This window comes from Megamonas funiformis, assembly GCF_010669225.1.
GTDB lineage: Bacteria > Bacillota > Negativicutes > Selenomonadales > Selenomonadaceae > Megamonas > Megamonas funiformis.
Genome location: NZ_CP048627.1, coordinates 833,821 through 851,381 on the forward strand (window position 1 = coordinate 833,821; position 17,561 = coordinate 851,381).

The following is a 17,561-nucleotide window of genomic DNA, read 5'->3' on the forward strand; positions in this document are numbered from 1 at the left end:
ATCTCCTATAAAACTATATTAATAAATAGAGTAGAGCGTAGTCTCTACTCATTTTTTATTTTTGACATCTAATATAATATTTTAGATAATATAATAAGTAATTTTTTATTTTGTTTTTATTTAGGAGGATTTTCTTTGAATATATATGATGGTTTAAATCCAGCACAAGCTCAAGCTGTAGCTCATACAGAAGGGCCTCTTCTTATCATGGCAGGAGCAGGTTCTGGAAAAACGAAAGTATTGACTTGTAGAATAGCTAATTTATTAGATAAAGGAGTATCTCCATATAATATTTTGGCGATAACTTTTACAAATAAAGCTGCGACAGAAATGCGTGAACGTGTAGATAGAATGATTGGCGAAAAAGCAAAATATGTTTGGCTAAGCACATTTCATTCATTTTGTACTAAATTTTTGCGTTTTGAAATCGAAGCTTTAGGTATTTATAAGAAGAATTTTGTCATCTATGATACACAAGATGCTTTGACTTTGATAAAAAATTGTTTAAAAGAATTAAATCTTGATGAAAAACAATATGCACCATATGCAGTACAGTCAGCTATTTCCAATGCTAAAAATATGATGACAACTCCACAAGAGTATACACAATCAGCAAGTGATTTTTTTGCTAAAAAAATTGCAGAAATTTACACTATGTATCAAGCGAATTTAATCGAAAATAATGCTTTAGATTTTGATGATTTATTGATGCTTGCAGTTAAAGTTTTAAAAGAACATGAAGATATAAAAATGAAATATCAACAGCGTTTCCAATATATTTTAGTTGATGAGTATCAAGATACAAATGGGGCTCAATATCAATTGACTTCACTTTTAGCTGGAATGTATCGCAATCTTTGCGTCGTAGGTGATGCAGATCAATCTATTTATGGCTGGCGTGGTGCTGATATCAGAAATATCATGGATTTTGAAAAAGATTATCCTGAAGCTACAGTTATAAAATTGGAACAAAATTATCGTTCAACAAAAACTATTTTAAATGCTGCTAATATGGTTATTGAACATAATCTTGACCGTAAACCCAAAAAATTATGGACGAATAATCCTCAAGGTGAAAAAATAATTCATTATACGGCAAGTGATGAACGTGATGAAGCTAGATTTATCACAGAAGAAGCTGTAAAACAAAAAACATTATTCAATGTATCTTATGGAGATATGGCAGTATTATATCGTACAAATGCTCAATCTCGTGCATTAGAAGAAGGTTTCATGAAAGCTGGCGTTCCTTATACTATGGTTGGCGGATTGAAATTCTATGATAGAAAAGAAATTAAAGATATTTTAGCTTATTTGAGAGTTATTTATAATCCAGAAGATACAATAAGTTTAATGCGTATAATCAATGTGCCTAAGCGTTCATTAGGTGTTGTAACTATGAATAAATTAGCTGAATTTGCTGATATGTACAATATGACTTTATTTGATGCTATATCTGCTCCAGAAACGGCACCAATCACACCAAAAGCAAAACAATCTTTGGCTAATTTTGCTGAATTTATCTTAGAAATGTTGAATAATTCAGTGGTATTATCAGTTCATGATTTAATTGAACAAGTAATGCATAAATCTGGATATATTGCTGAATTAGAAAAAGAAAATACAGTCGAAAATCAGACTCGTTTAGAAAATATCAAAGAATTATTGAGTGTAGCGAAAGATTTTGAAAAGACAAATGAAGAACCAACTTTGGAAAACTTTTTAAGTACAGTGTCTTTAGTATCTGATATTGATAATGCAGATATGGAAGATGAGAGAGTTACGCTTATGACTATGCATTCAGCTAAAGGATTAGAGTTTCCAGTGGTATTTTTAGCTGGCATGGAAGAAGGATTATTTCCACATGCTAGAACTTTGATGAATGAAACTGAAATTGAAGAAGAACGTCGTACTTGTTATGTAGGTATAACTAGAGCTGAGCGAAAATTATATATTACAAATGCAAAAGCTCGTATGATTTATGGCAAAACATTATCGTATGAACCTTCACGATTTATTAGTGAAATTCCTGCGGAATATTTAGAAGAACGTGAGGCAAAAAATAAATTTGGTTTTGGCATGGGCAGTATGAATAGTTATGGCTCAGGATATAGTCAAAGTGGTAGAAATAATTTTGGTGGAAGTATTTTAGGTAATAATAATTCTACAGGCAGACCAAATTCACTTTTAGGTGGAGGTTTTGCCCAAAAAGCACAAGCAGTTAAACCAGCAGGTAATGTAATTCGTCCAGATTTATCCATAAAATGGAAAGTCGGTGATAAGGCTAAACATAATAAATGGGGAATTGGTACAATTGTATCTGTAAAAGGAACTGGTGAAGAAATAGAATTGAAAATAGCTTTTCCAGGTCAAGGCATAAAAGCTTTGATGCAAAAATACGCTCCTATCAGTAAAGTATAAATAAAAAGATTGCTTTAATTGTGAAATACAGTTAAAGCAATCTTTTTTATTTTGTACTTTAGTTAGTTGAGTACGCAGAGCGTGCGAAACAAAAAACCACTCGTTTTACGAGTGGTTAATAAGTTTCTTATAGAAATAGAAATTCTCCTCTATTAAAATAATAAGTGTTCAAGTCATTATTAAAGAGAGGAGAATTTCTATGGAAAGAAGTTTAGCACATACAAGATGGATGTGCAAGTATCATATAGTATTTACCCCAAAATATAGAAGAAAAATTATATATAATAAATTGCGTAGAGATATTGTACAAATAATAAAAGATTTATGTAAGTGGAAAGGCATAGAGATAATAGAAGGGAAAGCTATGCCGGATCATATTCATATTTTGGTTAAGATACCACCAAAAATGAGTATATCAAATTTTATGGGGTATTTAAAAGGAAAAAGTGCAATGATGATATTTGCAAGACATGGAAATTTAAAATATAAATTTGGAAACAATAATTTTTGGTCAACAGGATATTATGTATCGACAGTAGGACTAAATGAAGCAACAATAGCGAAATATATAAGAGAACAAGATACGTATGATAAAATGATGGATAAAATAAGCACAAAAGAATTAAATGATCCCTTTAGGGATTGTTAAGTAATCAGTGCACAATGGCTTGAACGAAGAGAAAGCCAGCGTCATTTAGGCGCTGGCTATTGTTAAAAGCCTTATAGGCTTGTGCAAGCCACACGTTTTACGTGTGGTACTGACTGGGGATAATTGAAGTTTTGGGGATATATCAAATAAAGCAAATATTATCAAAATCAGTAGAAAGATACAGAGGTATCGATTTCTTCATCAGGAAGATTAGTAGCAGGGACAGCTGTGATATTTTGAGAATCTGTACTGCGACTCATATCAATTTTTGTGTTGATTGTTGCTTCTGGAAGATTAGTAGCGGGAACTACTGTTTTAGGGGAATCACTAGCAAAACATAAAGAGCTAGAAAATGCTAAAAGATAAGCGAAACTAAAACCGAGAGTGAATTTTTTTTAATTTAACATAATAAAAATCTTATTTTCTTAATTATATAGTGTGCTATTATATAAAAATTATCTTGTATTATATGATTGTATTTAATATGATTTTAAAATACATAGCTAACTATGTAATGAATAATAGCGCAATAAAAATTTTTTGTCAATAATTTTTATAGATATTTTAGTTTATATTGAGAGTGAAATTTTGATATAATATATATTATTATTGAGTTATTTTTTTCTTTTGAGGTGAGAGCAGTGTTAGTACCAGATACTATGCGATTAGGGCAATTAATATATGAAATAAATAAAAAAATGATAGCCAGACAAAATAATAATTTAGCCAGTTTAGGTGTAACTGTACAACAAGCATTAGTTATTGCTTATTTAGATAAATCTAAAGATAAAAAAGTTACACAAAGAATGATAGAAATTGGACTAAATAATACAAATCCAACTGTTACAAATATCATAAAAAGTATGATGAGCAAAAATTTAATATACAAAATTCAAGATAAGGTAGACAAGAGAAAGTATTATTTATATTTAACACCACTTGGCTTAAGTATTGCCTCAGAATGTGCAAAAAGAATGGAAGCAACAGACATAGCAGCTTATAAAAATTTAACAGAAGAAGAACTAAAGATGCTAAGAGTATTGTTAGAAAAAGTAGAATTTTAAGAGAAAAGACCAGTTACTTAAATGGTAACTGGCTTATTTATATGTATTGTGGGTGAAATAATGGACGATATAAAAAAGCAAATAGATGAATTAAAGAAAAAAATCTTATATCATAATGATTTATATTACAATCAAGATAATCCAGAAATAGAAGATGCTCAATATGATGAATTGATGCGTCAATTAAAAAAATTGGAAGCTGAAAATCCAGAATTAATTACAAAAGATTCACCAACGCAAAAAGTAGGCGGAATGGCAAAACGTGAAGCTGGCGTTCTCGTAAAACATGATGTGCCAATGCTTAGCTTGCAAGATGTATTTTCTGCTGAAGAAGTGGAAACTTTTGTAGATAATATGCAAAAAGAATTAGATAATCCAGAATTTGTAGTAGAAGAAAAAATAGATGGTTTATCTTTAGCACTTCGTTATGTAGATGGTGAATTGAAATTAGCTGTTACTCGTGGTGATGGTGTTGTACAAGGTGAAGATGTAACAGCTAATGCTATGCAGATAAAAGATATTAAGAAAAAAATAAAAGAAAAATTGCCTTATTTTGAAGTTCGTGGAGAAGTATATATGACGCGAGAAGCTTTTTCCTTAGTAAATGAAAAACAAGAATTATTGGGGAAAAGATTATTTGCTAATCCTCGAAATTGTGCAGCAGGTACACTTCGCCAATTAGACAGCAAAATCATTAAAGAACGCAATTTATCCATGTTTATTTTTAATTTGCAAAAGGTAGAAGGTATAGAATTAAAATCGCATACACAGGCATATGAATTTATGCACAAACAAGGAATGAAGATTATACATTCATATAAAGTATGTAAAACTAAAAAAGAAGTTTTACAAGCTATAGAAGAAATTGGAAATCGTCGTGGTGATTTAGATTATGATATTGATGGAGCTGTTGTAAAAATAAATGATTTTGCACAAAGAGAAAAATTAGGAGCAACATCTAAAGTTCCTAAATGGGCAATAGCTTATAAATATCCACCAGAAGAAAAGGAAACTAAATTATTAAATATAGAATTATCCGTAGGTCGTACAGGAAGAATTACGCCGACAGCAGTATTTGAACCAGTTTGGCTCTGTGGTACAAAAGTAGAACGAGCTACATTGCACAATCAAGATTTTATTGATGATTTAGATATACGCATTGGCGATACAATAAAAGTATATAAATCAGGGGAAATTATTCCGAAAGTTCGTTGTGTAATCAAAGAAAAACGACCTCAGGATAGCAAGCCTTTTATCATTGGCGATACTTGCCCTGTATGTAATGCTCATACTATTCACGATGATAAAGCAGATATTCGCTGTAGTAATCCACATTGCCCAGCACAGATTGAACGTTGGATAATAAATTTTGTCGGTCGAGATGCTATGGATATCAAAGGTTTTGGCATGATGTATATAAAAACTTTGATTGAAAATGGATATTTAAAAGATCCAGCAGATATATATTATTTACACAATTATCGAGATGAATTAATAGCAAAAGGATTGATTGGCAAGGAAAAAAATACTGATAAACTTTTAAATGCAATCGAAAAAAGTAAGCAAAATGCACCATGGAGATTGCTTACAGGACTGGGCATTTTGAATATAGGTAAATCAGCAAGTCGTTCCTTGATAAATCATTTTCATTCTTTTGATGATATAGCTAAAGCCACCGAAGAAGAGATAAAACAAGTAGCAGATATTGGGGAAATAAGTGCAAAACTTGTATATGAATTTTTCCATGATGAAGAAAATATTGCTTTATTAAATAAATTAAAAGAAGCAAATGTCAATATGGCAGAGGAAAAGACAGAAAAAACATCTGATAAATTCCAAGGTTTGACTTTCGTATTAACAGGAACATTAGAAACCATGGGCAGAAGTGAAGCTAGTGAAATTATTCAATCTCTAGGCGGAAAAGCTTCTGGTTCTGTATCGAAAAAGACATCTTATGTAATTGCAGGGGCAAATGCAGGCAGTAAACTTACAAAAGCTGAAAGTTTAGGTGTAAAAATAATTACTGAACAAGAATTTTTAGCAATGGTTAAAGAAAATTAATTTATAAAAGAAAAGCATTTTAAAATGGATTGAGTGATAATTCCATTTTAAAATGCTTTTTTATTGATATTATTTAATTATTAGCTTTATTGTCTTTTAATTTTTGAGATACATTGTAAATAGCAGTGAGTTCATCTTTATTGAATTGATATTTTTCACCACAGAAATGACAGCAAACTTCAGCATGACCATCATCAACTAGAGATTTTAAATCATGTTCATTTAAGCTGATGAGTACATCTTCAATGCGTTCTTTGGAGCATTGACATTTAAATGCTAAATCTGTAGTAGTTAAATAATCAACTTTATCAAAACCTTGCAATAGTTCAGCAATGATACCACGAGCATCTAAACCATCTTTTACCATGGTAGAAACTGGGCGAATTTTAGCGAGGTTATTTTCTAATTTTGTAAGTGTTTCTTCTGTAGCATCTGGTAATAATTGAAGGATAAAACCACCAGCTGCAGCTACTTTTAAATCAGGATTTACAAGAACACCTAAGCCTACACTAGAAGGAGTTTGTTCAGAAGTATAAAGATAATTTGTGAGGTCTTCAGCAATTTCCCCAGAAACGATTTCACAACTACCAGTAATAGGGTCTTTAAGACCAGTGAAACGAGTTACGGATAAAATACCTTGACCGACACCACCGCCTACATCTAATTTACCTTTTTCATTGAGTGGTAAATTAACATGAGGATTGGCGATATAACCACGTACAAATCCTTCAGGATTAGCATCAGCAACAACAGAGCCTAATGGACCGTTGCCATTAAATTTTATAGTGATACATTCTTTATTTTTAAGGTTTGCTGCCATTAGTAAAGCACCTGTCATAGTACGACCAAGAGCAGCAGCAGCTACAGGATAACATTCATGACGAGATACAGCTTCATTTACAAGGTTAGTTGTAATAGCAGCATGAACACGAACACCATCAGCGACAGCTTTTACTAAATGATCTTTCATTATATTCCTCCGAAATAGTAAATAAATTTAAATTTTAGATATAAAATAAATAATAGTATAGCATAGTTTTTATAATTATATAAAGATATGAGTCTAATATTTTGGATTATTTTTGTGATTGATGTTTAGGTACAAAATAAGACAAGATTAAACAAAGTATACTACTGCCAACTAAAATATAGTAAATATTATTTAGACTATAAAATAAAGCCTGGCGTAAAAGTTCATGATATTGAGGAGCAGTATTATCATAAAAATCTTGCATAGTGATATTTATTAAATTATGAGCTTGGATAAAATCTGCTGTAGAAACATTTAATACAGCACCGAGAACGGTAACACCAATTGTTTGAGCAAGTGTACGAGTGAGCATATTTAGACCAACAGCGGCACCACGTAGATTATATTTTACAGAATCTTGGACTATGAAAGTGAGTGTATTTAAAGTGCCAGAAAAACCAAAGCCAAAGAAAAATACATAAATAGATAAGTGCCAAAGAGGTGTATCTATAGTTAATTGTGTTAATAACCAAGAACTGAAAATTAAAATTAATGAAGAAAACATAACAATTATATTTGTAGGATATTTTTTCATTAATTTAGCAATGGAAATCGAACTCATAAACCAAGCAATAGAAGTTCCTATCAAAGAAATACCAGCGATAGTAGCACTGTAACCCATAATTGATTGAATATGTAATGGTAAATAAACAGAACAAGCAATCAATATGAAAGAGCTGATAAAAGTTATGATATTTACAATGATAGAAGATTTATTGAGGATAAATAAAGGAACAATAGGCTCAGAAGTTCTGGCTTCTTGGATATAAAAGAGGATAGAAGAAATCAAAGTGATAACTAATAAAATTACACCTAAATAAAAATTTTCATCTAAACTCATTACACCATATAAAAGACTGCCAATAGCAATGGAAAGCAAAATAGCTCCAAGGTAGTCTATTTTAGGATTAGTAGCGGGCTTTTGTTCATGTACAAATTTAGCAAGTATATAGACTGATAAAAGACCAAAGGGAATGTTTATAAAAAATATCCATTGCCATGAAAGATAATCTATGAGAAATCCACCAAGTAATGGACCTACAAGACCAGCTATTCCCCAAATAGTACTGATAGCTCCTTGAATAATAGAGCGTTCTTCTAGGGTAAAAATATCACCAATCATCGTAAAACCAATAGTAAAAATAGCACCAGCACCAATGCCTTGAATGCCACGGAAGATAATTAATTGGTGCATGGTCTGAGATAATCCAGCTAATAAGCTACCGAAAAGAAAAATGGAAATGCCAATCATAAAAATTCGTTTTCGCCCATAAAGGTCAGCCAATTTACCGTAAATAGGAGTAGAAATTGCTGAGGTCAAAAGAAAAATAGAAAAAATCCAGCTAATCATTTTGAAATTATGCAAACTTTTCACAATCACAGGTGCAGCAGTAGAGACAACAACACCTTCAAATGCAGCTAGAAATATTGCAATGAGAAAGGAAAATGCAATTTTTTGTTTAGTTTTGTCCATATGTAAGAAATCACCTATTTTATTACTAATTTTTAAGACATTTTAACATAGAAGCTAAAATAAGTCAGCTATATTTTGCGGGGAAAAGTAACAATACTATTCAATCATTGTCTAAAATATGATAAAATGTAAACAGTTTATTTTGAAAATGGGGTGAAGATATGAAAGTTACTAGAGAAGATGTAGAAAATGTAGCTCTTCTGTCTCGTCTTAGCATTAAAGATGAAGATATGGATAAAAATATAAGCGAGCTTAATGATTTTCTTGAATATGTAGATAGATTACAACAAGTAGATACTGAAAATGTAGCTCCTACTGCACACGTATTGCCTGTACAAAATGTATTTCGTAAAGATGTAGTAAAACCTTCCCTTGATCGTGAATTGGCATTATCTAATGCTCCACAACAAGAAGATGGTTATTTCCGTGTACCTAAAATTTTAGAAGAATAATTTATTTTAATTACTTTGATTAAATTGAGGAGGCTTTTACGTGAATTTATTTGAAAAAACAGCACATGAATTACATGATATGCTTGTAAATAAAGAAATTTCTGCTGTAGAAATTACAAAAGATGTACTTTCTCGTATGGAAGTTACTGATGATAAAGTAAAAGCATATATCACAAAAACAGCTGATTATGCTTTACAACAAGCAGAAAATGTTGATGCTGATATCGCTGGCGGAGCAAAAATCTCTGTTTTAGCAGGTATACCAGCAGCTATAAAAGACAATATTTGTACAAAAGGTTTAAAAACAACTTGTGCATCTTATATGCTCGAAAATTTCGTACCACCATATAATGCTACAGTAATGGATAAAGTTTTAGCTCAAAAACCTGCATTACTTGGTAAATTGAATATGGACGAGTTCGCTATGGGTGGTTCCACAGAAAACTCTGCATTTTTTGCTACACATAATCCATGGAATTTAGACTGTGTACCAGGTGGTAGCTCTGGTGGTAGTGCTGCAGCAGTTAGTGCTGGTAGTGCTATTTGGGCATTAGGTTCTGATACTGGTGGATCTATTCGTCAGCCAGCATCTTTTTGCGGTGTTGTTGGTTTAAAACCTACTTATGGTCGTGTATCTCGTTATGGTTTAGTAGCATTCGCTTCTTCACTTGACCAGATTGGCCCATTGACTCGCGATGTAACAGACTGTGCTCATGTAATGAATGTGATTGCAGGTCATGATGAAAAAGATTCTACATCTATCAATAGTGATGTTCCTGATTATACAAAATCCTTAGTAAATGATATAAAAGGATTAAAAATCGGTTTACCAAAAGAATATTTTATCGATGGTATGGACGAAGATGTAAAAAAAGCTATGAATACAGCTATCGAAGATTTGAAAAAACTCGGTGCTGAAATCGTAGATATTTCTTTACCACATACAGATTATGCTATTTCCACATATTATTTAATAGCTCCAGCAGAAGCTTCTACAAACTTATCTCGTTATGATGGTGTAAGCTATGGCTCTCGTGTAGATGGTGAAGACATTGTTTCTATGATGACAAATACAAGAACTGCAAAATTCGGTCCAGAAGTAAAACGTCGTATTATGATTGGTAACTATGCTTTAAGTGCTGGTTATTATGACGCTTATTATTTAAAAGCATTAAAAGTTAGAACACTTGTAAAACAAGACTTTGATAATGCTTTTAAAAATGTAGATGTTATTTTGGCTCCAGTAGCACCAACACCTGCATATAAATTAGGTTCAATGGCAAATGATCCATTAAAAATGTATTTGATGGATATTTTCACTGTTCCACTTAACTTAGCAGGTCTTCCTGGTATTTCTATTCCTTGTGGCAGAAGCAAAGATAATATGCCTATCGGTATGCAGTTTATTGGTCGCCCACTTGATGAAGAAACTATTATTCGTGCAGCATATACTTATGAAGTAAATCATGATTATGCTAATAAAATTGGTCAGGGGGTAGAATAATGAAATACGAAGCAGTCATTGGTTTGGAAATTCATAGCGAATTAAAAACTAATACAAAAATTTTCTGTAGCTGTGCTACTTCCTTTGGTGCAGACCAAAATACACATGTTTGCCCTGTTTGTCTTGGTCTTCCAGGTGTATTACCTGTTGTCAATAAACGTGTAGTAGAATTTGCTATCAAAGCAGGTCTTGCACTCAATTGTACAATTAATAAATTCAGTAAATTTGATAGAAAAAATTATTACTATCCAGATTTACCAAAAAATTTCCAGACTTCTCAGTTTGATTTACCAATCGCTGAACATGGTTATGTGGATATCGAAGTAGAAGGCAAAACAAAACGTATTCGCATCACTCGTATTCATATGGAAGAAGATGCTGGTAAACTCGTTCACTCTGGTACTACAATCAAAGATTCTAGTAGCTCTAATGTTGACTATAATCGTACTGGTGTACCACTTATTGAAATCGTATCTGAACCAGATATGCATTCTCCAGCAGAAGCTCGTGCATATATGGAAAAAATAAAATCTATTTTACAATACATTGATGTATCCAATTGTAAAATGGAAGAAGGCAATTTACGTGCCGATGTAAACGTATCTCTTCGTCCAGAAGGTAGCGAAAAACTTGGTACAAAAGTTGAAATGAAAAACTTGAATTCCTTCAAAGTAATCGAAGACGCTTTAGAATATGAAATTGAACGTCAAAATGAAGTGTTAGAAGATGGCGGTATCTTGGTACAGGAAACTCGTACTTGGGACGATGGTCGTGGAATTACACTTTCTATGCGTAGCAAAGAAAAAGCTCAAGATTATCGTTATATGCCAGAACCTGATCTTGTGCCAATTGTTACAACTGATGAACAGATTGAAGCATATAAAAAAGAACTTCCTGAATTACCAGATGCAAGAAAAGCTCGTTTAGTAAATGAATATGGTCTTCCTACTTATGATGCAGAAATCATCACTTCTACTCGTGCTATGGCTGAATACTTTGATGCTGTTGTAGATGCTGGTGCTGATGCAAAACTTGCTTCTAACTGGATTATGGGTGAATTGTCTAAGCATTTAAATGCTAATGAAATGACTATTGAAAATTCTCCAGTATCTGCTCAAAATTTAGCAAGCTTAATTGGCTTAATTGGTAAAGGTACAATTTCTTCTAAAATAGCAAAAACTGTATTTGAAGAAATGTGGACAAGTGGAGATACTCCAGAAAAAATCGTAAAAGATAAAGGTTTAGTACAGATTACTGATACAAAAGCAATAGAAGAAATTGTAGATAAAGCAATTGCAGATAATCCAAAAGCTGTTGCAGATTATCCAAAATCTATGGGCTTTTTAATCGGTCAAGTAATGAAAGCAAGTAAAGGTAAAGCAAATCCTGGTCTTGTAAATAAAATGATAAAAGAAAAATTAGGCTGATTTATGGTCTAAGAATAATAAAAAGCTATTGTGTTAAATTTTTTAATACAATAGCTTTTTGTTTTAGATGGCGATATCTATATTCTTTTGATAAAAAATTTGACAAATTGTCAGTTAATAGTGATAATAGTAAAATATATACGGTTTATCTAAAGATTTATTTGTATGGGAATGTAATAAACAATGAAAAATATATATTGGGCTGCCATAAATTCTGTGCCAGGCATAGGTAGTAAAACGCTTCGTCAACTTTATGGATATTTTCATGACGGCGAAAAAATATGGACAGCGACAAGAAAAATGTTAGAACAAAGTAATTGTTTAGGCAGTAAAACATTGTCTGAATTAATAGAATTTAGACAGAAAATATCTATAGATAAATTAACAGAGCAATTAAAACATTATAAAATTGAAGTCTGCATAGAAATAGATGAAGAATATCCAAAGTTATTGAAAGAAATCTATGATCCTCCATTTATTTTATATTATCAAGGTCAATTGCCTAGAGATGAAATTTGTATAGGTATAGTAGGTTCAAGAACTCCAACGACTTATGGAAAACAGATAGCAGAAAATATGGCTGAGGAATTAGCTAAATTTAATTTTATAATAGTTAGTGGTGCTGCTAAAGGTATAGACACTAAAGCTCATACAGGAGCTTTGAAAAAAGGTAAGACTATTGCTGTTTTAGGTTGTGGATTAGATATTATATATCCAAAAGAAAATAAGCAACTTTTAGAAGCTATAGCTCAAAATGGTGCTGTAATATCAGAATATCCACTAAATACATTGCCAAAACCAGGGAATTTTCCAGCTAGAAATAGAATTATCACAGGATTATCCAAAGGAATATTAGTAGTTGAAGCTGCGAAAAAGAGTGGTTCATTGATAACAGCAGAATTTGCTTTAAGTGAAGGGCGAGATGTATTTGCCATACCAGGAAATATTTATTCGCAAAAAAGCGAAGGCTGCCATAGTTTAATAAAACAAGGTGCTAAATTAGTTACAAGGGCAAATGATATTGTAGAAGAATATAATTTTGTAACTAATCAGCAAAGTATATCCAAAGAAACACAAATAGAATTAGGTTTTTCCATGACAGCGGAAGAACAACTTATATATGATAATTTATCTTTTACAGAGCCTAAATGTATTGATGAAATCATATATAAATTGAGAATAAATGTTTCGAATATATCGTTTATTTTATTACAAATGAAATTGAAGGGACTAGTTAAAGAGACAAGTCCAAATTTTTATATAAGAGCAATCAGGGAGTGCTTTGAATGAAGAAAAAAACGCTTGTAGTAGTAGAATCGCCAACTAAAGCAAAGACTATTGAAAAATATTTAGGCAATAAAAAATATACAGTAATGGCTTCTATGGGACATCTTCGCGATTTACCTAAAAGTCAGTTTGGTATAGATGTAGAAAATGATTTTGCACCTAAATATATCAATATTCGTGGCAAGGGAGATTTAATTAAATCTTTAAAGAAAGAAGCTAAAAAATCTGAAAAAGTTTATTTAGCCTCTGACCCTGACCGTGAAGGCGAAGCTATTGCTTGGCATCTATCTCATATCTTAGGGATTGATGAACATGAAAAATGTAGAATTGTATTCAATGAAATAACAAAACCTGCTATTCAAGAAGCAGTAAAAAATCCTAAAGAAATAAATATTGATAGAGTAGATGCTCAACAAGCACGTCGTATGCTTGACCGTATTGTAGGATATAAATTAAGTCCACTTCTTTGGAAGAAAATTCGCAAAGGTTTGAGTGCAGGGCGTGTACAATCGGTAACAGTGAAATTAATTTGTGACCGTGAAAAAGAAATTCAAAAATTTGAATCAGAAGAATATTGGACAGTTGATTTTAAATTTAAGAAAAAACCTCGTTCTAGTATGTTTGGAGCAGAGCTAGTAGCTATTGATGATAAAAAATTGATGGTTTCAGCGAAAAAAGAAGATGTAAAAATTGCCTCTAAAGCTCAAGCTGATGAATTATGCAGTGATATTGAAAAAGTTACTTTTAAAGTAACAGAAATAAAGAAACGTCAACGTCATCGCAAAGCTCCAGCACCATTTACGACAAGTAGTTTACAACAAGATGCTGCTAGAAAATTAGGTTTTACTTCACGTAAAACAATGATGATAGCTCAACAGCTTTATGAAGGTATTAGCTTAGGTAAAAAAGGGCCAACTGGTCTGATAACATATATGCGTACAGACTCTACACGTATTTCAGAAATAGCTTTAAATGAAGCTAGAAATTATATTGAAGAGAATTTTGGTAAAGAATATTTGCCAGAAAAACCATATATTTATGCAGCTGGAAAATCTTCTCAAGATGCTCATGAAGCAGTGCGTCCAACAAATATCGCTTTAAGTCCTGCCACTGTTGAAGAATATTTGAGCAAAGAACAGTTAAAACTCTATAAATTAATTTGGCAACGCTTCTTAGGTTGTCAGATGTTACCTGCTAGTTATGATGTTATGAGTGTAACTATTAAAGGCGATAAGTATTTAGCTAAAGCTACTGGTTCGCAATTAAAATTTGCAGGCTTTACTGCTGTATATAATGATAGCGATAATAAAAAAGAAAAAGATGTCATCTTGCCAGATTTGCAAGAAGGCGATGAATTATCTATTCAAAAATTAGAAGCAATGCAACATTTTACAGAACCACCAGCTAGATATAATGATGCTTCTTTAGTTAAAACTTTAGAAGAAAGAGGTATTGGTCGTCCAAGCACGTATGCACCAATTATTGAAACTATTTTAGCTAGAGGTTATGTAGTTCGCAGTGATAAAAAATTTGAACCAACTGATTTAGGTTTTGTAGTAGTAGATTTATTGGAAAAATATTTTAAAGATATTGTTGATGAGAAATTTACTGCTGATTTAGAAAATAAATTAGATGAAATAGCAGTAGGTAAAATTCAAAAAAATACTTTGCTTGAAGAATTCTATGGGCCATTTGAAAAAACTTTAGAACATGCAGAAGAAGAAATTGGTGAAGTAGAAGTGCCAGATGAAGTTTCTGATGTACAATGCGAATTATGTGGTCGTATGATGGTCATAAAACAAGGTCGCTATGGTAAATTCTTAGCATGTCCAGGTTTTCCAGAATGTAGAAATACAAAACCTATTTTGAAGGATACAGGTGTTAAATGCCCTAAATGTGGTGGCAAAATCATTGAACGCCGTACACGTCGTGGCGTAGTATTTTATGGTTGTGAAAATTATCCACAGTGCGATTATGTATCATGGGATATGCCACTTACAAGTAATTGCAAGACTTGTGGTTCATTCTTATTTAGACATCGTTTCAAAAATGGAAGAACTATTTTATATTGCAGTAATGATGATTGTGCTACAAGAAAAGAAGATACTCCTATAAATAAGGAAATTAATAAATTAAAAGAAAAAATTCAACAGCAGACTGCTAAGAAATTAGCGGAATTGGCACAAAAAGAAGCACAAGCACAAGAAGAAAATGAAAATAAAGAGCATAAAGAAGAAAACAAAGCATAGATAGAAATAGGAAAGGAGATTTTGCGTGAAAAAAGTTATTATCGTAGGAGCTGGTATGGCTGGTAGTGAAGCTGCATGGCAAGTGGCTCAAAGAGGTATAAAAGTAGATTTATATGAAATGCGACCAGAAAAATCTACTCCTGCACATAAGACAGAAAAATTCGCTGAATTAGTATGTAGCAATTCTTTGCGTGGTGCAGGACTTGAAAATGCTGTAGGCTTATTAAAAGAAGAAATGCGACAGCTAAATTCTATCATCATGGAGTCGGCCGATATAAATCGTGTACCAGCTGGTGGAGCTTTAGCTGTAGATAGAGAAGGATTTAGTCAATATATTACAGATAAAGTAAAAAATCATCCTAATGTTACTGTGATAAATAAAGAGATAGAAACAATACCTCAAGAAGATGATGCTATTACAATTATTGCCAGTGGGCCATTGACTTCAGAAGTATTAGCAAAATCCATTGGTGAATTGACAGGTCAGGATTATTTTTACTTTTATGATGCTGCGGCACCATTAATCAGCAAAGAATCTATTGATATGAGTAAAGCATATCGTGCTTCTCGCTATGGTAAAGGAACAGCTGATTATATTAATTGTCCTATGGATAAAGAAGAATATGAAAAATTTTGGCAAGAGTTGACAACAGCAGAACTTGCACCAATCAAGGAATTTGAAAAAGCTAAGTTTTTTGAAGGTTGTATGCCTGTTGAAGAAATGGCTCGTCGTGGCATAGATACTTTACTATATGGACCATTAAAACCTGTAGGTTTAGAAGATCCTAAAACAGGAAAAAGACCTTATGCTGTAGTGCAACTTCGTCAAGATAATGCAGCAGATAGCCTATATAATATAGTAGGTTTTCAAACTCATTTGAAATGGCCAGAACAAAAACGCGTATTTGGTCTAATACCAGGACTTGAAAATGCTGAATTTGTACGTTATGGCGTGATGCATAGAAACACATTTATTAATTCTCCTGAATTATTGCGACCAACTTTGCAATACAAAGATAGAGATGATTTATTATTTGCAGGTCAGATGACAGGCGTTGAAGGATATATAGAATCTGCAGCTTCTGGTCTTGTGGCAGGTGTTAATGCAGCATATTTAGCTAAAGGAGAAAATCCAGTGATTTTCCCAGAACAAACAGCTCATGGTTCTATGTGCAAATATATTACTTCTGCTGTAGCAAAACATTTTCAGCCTATGAATGCTAATTTTGGTTTGATGCCACCTTTAGAAGAACGCATTCGTGATAAAAAGTTGAAAAAACAAAAAATTGCAGAACGTGCCTTAGAATTTTTAGCAAAATTTAAAATAGATGTATTGAAATTATCTAAGTAAAACTGATAATATGAATATAGCCTATAAATGGAGATGATTTTATGGAAAATTTTAAAGCAACCACTATCATAGCAGTAAAAAAAGATGGAAAAACTGCTATAGCTGGTGATGGACAAGTTACTTTTGGACAAGCTGCTATTATGAAAGCAAATGCCCGTAAAGTACGTCGTTTATATAATGGTAAAGTTTTAGCTGGCTTTGCAGGTTCTGTTGCCGATGCTTTTACTTTATTTGAAAAATTTGAATCTAAATTAATTGAATATCATGGTAATTTAACTCGCGCAGCGGTAGAACTTGCTAAAGATTGGCGTACAGATAGAGTTCTTCGCAAATTAGAAGCATTATTACTTGTTGCTGATGAAAATACAATGTTACTACTTTCTGGTAATGGTGAAGTAATTGAACCAGATGGTAATGTTGCAGCTATTGGTTCTGGCGGATTTTATGCACTTTCAGCAGGTCGTGCATTAGCTAAACATTCTAATTTGACTGCAGCTGAAATTGCTAAAGAAGCACTTACTATTGCTGCTGATATTTGTGTATATACAAATCACAATATTATAGTGGAAGAATTAGATAAATAAAGGAGAAT

Annotated in this window: 13 protein-coding genes; 11 read left to right on the top strand and 2 right to left on the bottom strand. The window is 32.1% G+C overall.

Going from position 1 to position 17,561, the window contains the following annotated elements; all coding sequences use genetic code 11:
• Nucleotides 1–135 precede the first annotated feature (135 nt).
• The 4 genes from pcrA to ligA all read left to right on the top strand — a co-directional run bounded on the left by pcrA (nt 136) and on the right by ligA (nt 6,195).
• Nucleotides 136–2,421 (top strand): DNA helicase PcrA, encoded by a 2,286-nt coding sequence (gene pcrA, locus GXM21_RS04090; protein WP_008538397.1) that lies wholly within the window; start codon nt 136–138, stop codon nt 2,419–2,421.
• A gap of 199 nt (nt 2,422–2,620) precedes the next feature.
• Complete coding sequence (gene tnpA / locus GXM21_RS04095; protein WP_008538396.1) at nt 2,621–3,070, top strand: IS200/IS605 family transposase; 450 nt, start codon at nt 2,621–2,623, stop codon at nt 3,068–3,070.
• Nucleotides 3,071–3,711: 641 nt separating this feature from the next.
• A complete protein-coding gene (locus GXM21_RS04105; RefSeq protein WP_050900408.1) occupies nt 3,712–4,134 on the top strand; it encodes a MarR family winged helix-turn-helix transcriptional regulator in 423 nt (140 codons plus the stop codon).
• A gap of 60 nt (nt 4,135–4,194) precedes the next feature.
• The gene (gene ligA, locus GXM21_RS04110; RefSeq protein ID WP_039881432.1) at nt 4,195–6,195 is read left to right on the top strand and encodes an NAD-dependent DNA ligase LigA; all 2,001 of its coding nucleotides are present in this window, start codon (nt 4,195–4,197) and stop codon (nt 6,193–6,195) included.
• A gap of 73 nt (nt 6,196–6,268) precedes the next feature.
• Here ligA and hslO read toward each other — a convergent pair whose 3' ends face one another.
• Both hslO and GXM21_RS04120 read right to left on the bottom strand, forming a co-directional pair.
• Nucleotides 6,269–7,165: an Hsp33 family molecular chaperone HslO gene (gene hslO / locus GXM21_RS04115; RefSeq protein ID WP_008538392.1), complete on the bottom strand. Its 897-nt coding sequence runs from the start codon at nt 7,163–7,165 to the stop codon at nt 6,269–6,271.
• A 106-nt stretch (nt 7,166–7,271) separates the two neighbouring features.
• Nucleotides 7,272–8,699: an MDR family MFS transporter gene (locus GXM21_RS04120; protein WP_008538391.1), complete on the bottom strand. Its 1,428-nt coding sequence runs from the start codon at nt 8,697–8,699 to the stop codon at nt 7,272–7,274.
• Nucleotides 8,700–8,860: 161 nt separating this feature from the next.
• Between GXM21_RS04120 and gatC the strand changes: the two genes are divergently transcribed.
• From gatC to hslV, 7 genes are all read left to right on the top strand, one after another.
• Nucleotides 8,861–9,151 carry an Asp-tRNA(Asn)/Glu-tRNA(Gln) amidotransferase subunit GatC gene (gatC, locus tag GXM21_RS04125; RefSeq protein WP_008538390.1) on the top strand — a complete coding sequence of 97 codons (291 nt, stop codon included), beginning with the start codon at nt 8,861–8,863 and terminating at the stop codon, nt 9,149–9,151.
• 40 nt (nt 9,152–9,191) lie between these two features.
• A complete protein-coding gene (gatA, locus tag GXM21_RS04130; protein WP_008538389.1) occupies nt 9,192–10,655 on the top strand; it encodes an Asp-tRNA(Asn)/Glu-tRNA(Gln) amidotransferase subunit GatA in 1,464 nt (487 codons plus the stop codon).
• The gene (gatB, locus tag GXM21_RS04135; RefSeq protein WP_008538388.1) at nt 10,655–12,082 is read left to right on the top strand and encodes an Asp-tRNA(Asn)/Glu-tRNA(Gln) amidotransferase subunit GatB; all 1,428 of its coding nucleotides are present in this window, start codon (nt 10,655–10,657) and stop codon (nt 12,080–12,082) included. Before gatA ends, gatB begins: the two co-directional genes overlap by 1 nt.
• Nucleotides 12,083–12,265: 183 nt before the next feature.
• Nucleotides 12,266–13,372: a DNA-processing protein DprA gene (gene dprA / locus GXM21_RS04140; protein WP_008538387.1), complete on the top strand. Its 1,107-nt coding sequence runs from the start codon at nt 12,266–12,268 to the stop codon at nt 13,370–13,372.
• Complete coding sequence (gene topA, locus GXM21_RS04145) at nt 13,369–15,618, top strand: type I DNA topoisomerase (protein WP_008538386.1); 2,250 nt, start codon at nt 13,369–13,371, stop codon at nt 15,616–15,618. The genes dprA and topA overlap by 4 nt, the downstream gene beginning before the upstream one ends.
• Nucleotides 15,619–15,643: 25 nt before the next feature.
• Nucleotides 15,644–16,969: an FADH(2)-oxidizing methylenetetrahydrofolate--tRNA-(uracil(54)-C(5))-methyltransferase TrmFO gene (trmFO, locus tag GXM21_RS04150; protein ID WP_008538385.1), complete on the top strand. Its 1,326-nt coding sequence runs from the start codon at nt 15,644–15,646 to the stop codon at nt 16,967–16,969.
• A gap of 41 nt (nt 16,970–17,010) precedes the next feature.
• On the top strand, nt 17,011–17,553 hold the full coding sequence (gene hslV, locus GXM21_RS04155; protein WP_008538384.1) for an ATP-dependent protease subunit HslV: 543 nt from the start codon (nt 17,011–17,013) through the stop codon (nt 17,551–17,553).
• The last annotated feature ends 8 nt before the right edge of the window (nt 17,554–17,561 follow it).